The organism is Candidatus Spechtbacterales bacterium, from assembly GCA_040879145.1.
Classification (GTDB): domain Bacteria; phylum Patescibacteriota; class Minisyncoccia; order Spechtbacterales; family 2-12-FULL-38-22; genus JAWVZY01.
Window position 1 is genome coordinate 2,668 of sequence record JBBDKX010000003.1, and the last position, 5,655, is coordinate 8,322.

Genomic DNA, 5,655 nt, shown 5'->3' on the forward strand with positions numbered 1-5,655 from the left:
ATACCGGAAATGCGTTATTTGATAGGAAAGGAAGACCTGCCTGCGCCACAAGCACGGCAGGCAGGTAAAAGTTTTAAACGGTCTGTGGTTGCGGGAGTTTTGTTCTCAGCGCTTGTCACCGCTCTTTTTGCTTTTATTGTTGTTGGTGTTAGTGGTGAAACCACAAGTCCTGAAGCAATAAGCGGTTTGGAGCAGTTTTTAGGCAAGGAAATAGTCTATTTAGGCGCGATATTTGGCCTTATAGCAATAGCTACAACCTACCTTATTATGGGAGTGAACATAAAAGAGTCTTTCATGTATGACTGGAAGATGAAAAGATGGAAGAGTGATTTTTTGGTTGTCAGCGTTCCTATGGTTTTAATTTTTATCGGTGTTCGCGATTTTATTAATGTAATAGGTATTGTGGGGGCTGTTTTGGGGGCGGTTAACGGGCTTTTTATAACCCTTTTGTTTGTTGCATCTAAGAAAAAGAATAAGGAATCCTCTTTGAATATGCGCGTACCAAAGTTAGTTTTGATGGCTGTTATTTTAGCTTTGGTTTTGGGTGGATTTTATGAGATAATAAAGGCATTAGTATAAGCTCGCGAAGCGAGCTTAGAACTCGCATTTCACGCTCGTTCAAGTATAGAGTATACAGTATAGAGTATAGAGCAAAGCTTTTTACAAACACCCTGTATACTTCATACTTTATACTTTTTGTGAACGAAGTGAGTAAAATTATGATTAAATCTTTCTGGGGTAAAAAACCTAACAGGGGCAAAACCCCCAACAGCAAAAAAAATATAGAAGAGTTCGGTCCGGGAAAGGAAGATATTATAATCTGCACTAAATGCAATGCTTCTTACTATTACAAAAGCTGGCATCATAAATTAGAAGACTATAAAGAACTTAAGCCCTCTAAAAGCGTTAGTTTTGAACTGTGTCCCGCGTGTGAGATGGAGAAGCGCGGACAGTTTGAAGGTGAAGTGGTAATTGAGAATTTTCCGCCACACATAAAAGAGGAGATAGTAAGCCAGTTGGAACATGTGGCAGATAAGGCGCATCAGCGCGATCCCATGGACCGCATACTTCAGATGCACATAGCGGAGCACCGCATAGAGGTACGAACAAGCGAGAACCAGCTTGCTTTAAATTTGGGCAGACAAGTTCAAAAAGCCCATAAAAACTCTGAGATAGAAATTAAGTTTTCTGAGGAAGAGGATGTGGCAAGAGTGAGGGTATGGTTTAAAGATCAGAATTAATTTAGCGGAGCGAATTTTGATGCAGATTTAGGTGCGCGAGGCGCGACGCGATGCCGGAGGTATCGTTAGCGTCCGAGCAAGCCGAAAGATGGCCAAAATACGCCCGCCCGTACGGGAAGCCAAAAAATAAATCATCTTCATTGTCACTCGGGCATTGAAGTGCAATCTTGCACTCCTTCACCCTCGCTTCGCGAATCTGATTCATTTTTTGGCTTCTAAGCTTGATTCTGATCTTTAAACCATACCCTAGGTATGGTGGCTTAAAGAAAATTCAGACGAATAATTTGTATGTTGTTACGTTTGGAAAAATCACTTTTTTTGATATTGCTTTTTTCTATCCCTTTTCAGACAAGGGTTTTTTTGTGGAGTGCGGGGGCGATAGAGGGGTTTAACGAATGGCAGAGCGCGTTTTTGTATGGAACAGATATTTTGGTTTTGATACTTTTTAGTTTGCTGATAATGAGAGTTGGGGTTATAAGTTTATTCCACGCTGCCGCTCGCTCCTTCAGAGAAATCTACCCTCGCTCGCTTACGAAAAATGACAGCGGCTATTCGCTTCGCTCAGAGACCGTCCCTTCGGGAAAGACATTTTTCTACTCGCTTCGGGGATTTCTTTCTTCAGTCGCTCCCTCCCGCTTACGACGGAATAAACTTATAATCCCAACTCTCATTCTGGGTTTACTGATGTTTTTCGCATTTCTTTCAATTTTCTCTGCTCCATACGCGGGAGTAGGGGTTTATAGGGTGTTGAAACTGGCGGAATTTATTGGGCTCTTTTTTTATACTATTTATATATTAAAAAAGATAAAATTTGAGCACGCAGCTTTTGCCTTTGTTTTGGGGGGTATATTTCAGGCCATAATAGGTGTTACTCAGTTTTTTACTCAACGCTCTTTAGGGCTGAAGCTCCTTGGAGAAAGTCCGCTTGCAGCGGGAAGAAGTGAGGTCGCGGAGTTTGTAGCTTTTGGCTCACGTTTTATGCGCGCTTACGGCACATTCCCCAGCCCCAATGTACTGGCCGCTTATCTGGCGCTTGCTATTTTATTTTTAATTTTATGGCACGTAGACAGAAAATCTATAACTCAAAAGGAAAAGATATTCAGCTGGCAGGCAATAATTTTAATCTCTTTCACACTGCTTCTTACATTTTCACGCGCTCCCATTGCTGTATTTTCTTGGGTATTTGTTTTTTTGCTTGTAAACTTTGCAAGGCGCCCCATGCGTCGGTACATAAAAAAACTTTTTGCTGTTTTGACCCCTCTTTTTGCGGGGGTTTTAACAATGACGGTTATGTTTTGGCCCGAAATTTACTCAAGAATATTTACAACATTTGCCGAGGGCGACTTTGCCTTAAAAGAAAGAGTCTTTTTTAATAATTTAAGTTTTCAGATAATTTCAGATAATCTGAGAGGCATCGGCATCGGAAACTACACCCTGTTTTTACGTGAACAATTCTGGGGGCTTAGAGATTCGCTTTATCAGCCTGTGCACAACATATTCTTGCTTAACTTCGCGGAGCTCGGTATTTTAGGTGGGGGAATGTTTCTTTTGTTTTGTTTGTATACGATGTTTTTGGGATTTAAAATGGTAAAAAACATTCCAAGCTCCGAAAACATAATAATATTTACGGCATTCCTCTTTGTTATTGTTTCCGGATTTTTTGACCATTTTTATATGACGCTCCAACAGGGTATGCTTATGTTTTGGGTAATAACCGCGATGTTGTACAATAAAATAGGTCTTACAAAAACATGATAAGGGCAACAAGAAAAATTATACCCGGTTTGATACTCCTTGTTTTGGGGGCTTTTTTAGTAGGAATACTCGTAGTTAAGCTTGACACAAAAGAACTTTGGAACACGCTTACAGGTTTTTCTCCCGCGGGATTTGCGCTTGTTGTAGCACTGACTTTTTTAGGGATAGTTGTTGCCAACTGGCGGGCATACATAATTTTAAAGTCTCAGTGTCCGGATGTAAAATTTTTAAAACTTCTTACCATATGGCTTGCGGGGCACCCTGTAAACTATCTTACCCCTTTTGTCTATCTTGGAGGTGAAGGCATTAAAGCGTATTTGATGAAGAAAAAAATGGACATTCCTCTTGATAAAGCCACATCAACACTCGTTTTTGACAGAATACTTGAGATATCGGCATCCCTTATAATGATAGGAGTGTCCATTGGTGTTTTTATTTCCTACGCGGGTCCGGCGGGAATTACAAAGACGATTATGTCTGTAGCGGTTTCTGTTTTATCAATAGCGGCTCTTGTTATGCTTTTTTATTTTCAAGTGTTTCGCAATAAAAAACTTTTAGCCCCCGCAATTATAAGATTTGGCGTTGATAGTACGCGCGCGGGTAAGTTCTTTATTAAATCAGAACAGGAGGTTGTAGATTTTTTTACGGTGAATAGGGCAGTATTTTGGAAAGGATGGGGAATAAGTATTTTAAAACAAGCAGTACTTATTAGCCGACACATCGCTTTGTTTTACTTTTTGGGAAAAGCTATCGGTATTGTCCCCGTTATTGTATCTTTGGGTGCCTTGTATGCAGGGCTTGCAGTGCCCATACCCGCCTCTCTTGGAATACAGGAGGCTTTTCAAGGGATATCATTTAGCGCGGTTGGTTTGGCAGCGGGAGAGGGTGTTGCCTTAAGCTTTGTTTTAAGGGGTGCCGATATTCTGCTTGCGAGCGTCGGCATTGCTATTCTTTTGCGTTTTGGTGTTGGTTTTATGGCTACAGCCGCGTCTGGTATGTTAAAATTAAAGGGAGACAAGTAACTCGTCCGCCGAATGGCGGACTCGTAATTTCAAATTTCAAATGCCAAATTTCAAATGAATGACTAAATGACCCAATGTTTTAACCTGCCTGCATACCAATCGGCATGTAAACAGGTAGGCAGGAATTAAAGTATTAAAAATTAAATTAAAATTTAAAATTATGACTTATGATTTAATAATTATTGGCGGGGGTCCCGCGGGATCTGCCGCAGGAGTATACGCTGCAAGAAAAAGACTTAAAAGCGCTATAATTGCCGAGGAATTCGGCGGACAGTCCAGTGTGTCTGTAGATGTGCAGAACTTTATAGGTATACCTCATGTTAAGGGTGCCGAACTCGGGCGTATGTTTAAAGACCACCTTAAAGAGTACGCAGATGATGTTTTAGAAATAGTTGAAGGAGACAGGGTTACCGAATTAAAGGATATAAAAGACGGCGGTTTTGAGGTTAAAACAAAAAGAGGAAAAACATATGAGGCTCGCGCTGTTCTTGTTGCGTCAGGTAGCAGGAGAAGAAAGTTGCCCGTGAAAGGCGCTGATGAGTTTGAAGGAAAGGGAGTTGTTTATTGCGCGTCATGTGACGCCCCTCTCTTTAGCGGGATGAAGACCGTGGTTGTCGGAGGCGGTAATGCGGGTTTTGAATCGGCGCAACAGCTTCTTGAATACTCTCCCCAGGTAACTCTTTTGGAGGTGTCTGATAGTTTTAAAGCAGATCCTGTGACTGTGGAAAATGTAAGCAAGAGCGATAAATTTACAGCGCTAAAAGAGGTACAAATTACCGAAATTAAAGGAGATAAATTTGTGGAAGGGGTAGTTTATAAGGATAAAGACGGAAAAGAGCATGAGCTTGAAGTCAAAGGTGTTTTTGTTGAAATAGGCGCTATACCAAATAACGATTTTATAGAAAAAGGGTTAGTAGATATGAACAAAATTGGCGAAATAATAATTGACCACAAATATGGTAGGAGTTCAAAAGAGGGTATTTGGGCAGCCGGGGATATAAGTGATGTACCATACAAACAGAACAATATAAGCATGGGGGATGGAGTTAAGGCCCTTGAAGACATTTACATTTGGCTTCAAAAAAATAAGTAAAGAAATTCATATTTGCTTTCATTTCGTTGTTGCCCGTTCCAGTGCTCGACGCCCTACCATTAAGTAGGGCTTACTCCGCCCTTCACGGGCGCCTAGAACTGGAAGCAAGTCTTAGAATTTCTGCATTTGTATACTCCGCCCTTCACAGGCGGGTAGAACTGAAAGCAAATCTGAAAATCCTACATCTATGTACACCGAGCGCACCTCGCTGCGCTCGGTGTGGAAAACTGCCTGTGCTTCATAAAATAATCGTGTTAATATAAAAGTACCTCATCTGCCCCGTAGAATGACTGAGGCTAAATTACAAACTTTCTCTGCCTGTGCCAAAAAAGCACCTACCTGCGCCTTGCCACTCGGCACGGCAGGCGGGCGGCAGACAGATTAAACCATGATACCGAAAAACTCCCAAAAAGTTAAAACTCCTCTCTCTCTCTCTCTCTCTCTAAAAGAATGTTAAAGAACCCAAAAATGCTTGGAACATTTACAGTAGCTATACTACTAATAGGCGGCTTTTTCTTTGTTCTCCCCACCTCCGCCCGAACAT

5 protein-coding genes are annotated in these 5,655 nt (G+C 41.3%); all 5 read left to right on the top strand.

Annotated features, from left to right (window positions below; all coding sequences use genetic code 11):
- A partial coding sequence (locus WDZ40_00350; protein ID MEX0877298.1) for a hypothetical protein occupies positions 1-579 on the top strand: 579 nt, incomplete at its 5' end.
- A gap of 140 nt (positions 580-719) precedes the next feature.
- Positions 720-1,241, top strand: coding sequence for a hypothetical protein (locus tag WDZ40_00355; GenBank protein MEX0877299.1), 522 nt, complete (start codon positions 720-722; stop codon positions 1,239-1,241).
- Between the two features lie 288 nt (positions 1,242-1,529).
- Positions 1,530-2,996, top strand: coding sequence for an O-antigen ligase family protein (locus WDZ40_00360; GenBank protein MEX0877300.1), 1,467 nt, complete (start codon positions 1,530-1,532; stop codon positions 2,994-2,996).
- Complete coding sequence (locus tag WDZ40_00365) at positions 2,993-4,018, top strand: lysylphosphatidylglycerol synthase transmembrane domain-containing protein (protein ID MEX0877301.1); 1,026 nt, start codon at positions 2,993-2,995, stop codon at positions 4,016-4,018. Before WDZ40_00360 ends, WDZ40_00365 begins: the two co-directional genes overlap by 4 nt.
- 160 nt (positions 4,019-4,178) lie before the next feature.
- Positions 4,179-5,111 carry an FAD-dependent oxidoreductase gene (locus WDZ40_00370; protein ID MEX0877302.1) on the top strand — a complete coding sequence of 311 codons (933 nt, stop codon included), beginning with the start codon at positions 4,179-4,181 and terminating at the stop codon, positions 5,109-5,111.
- The last annotated feature ends 544 nt before the right edge of the window (positions 5,112-5,655 follow it).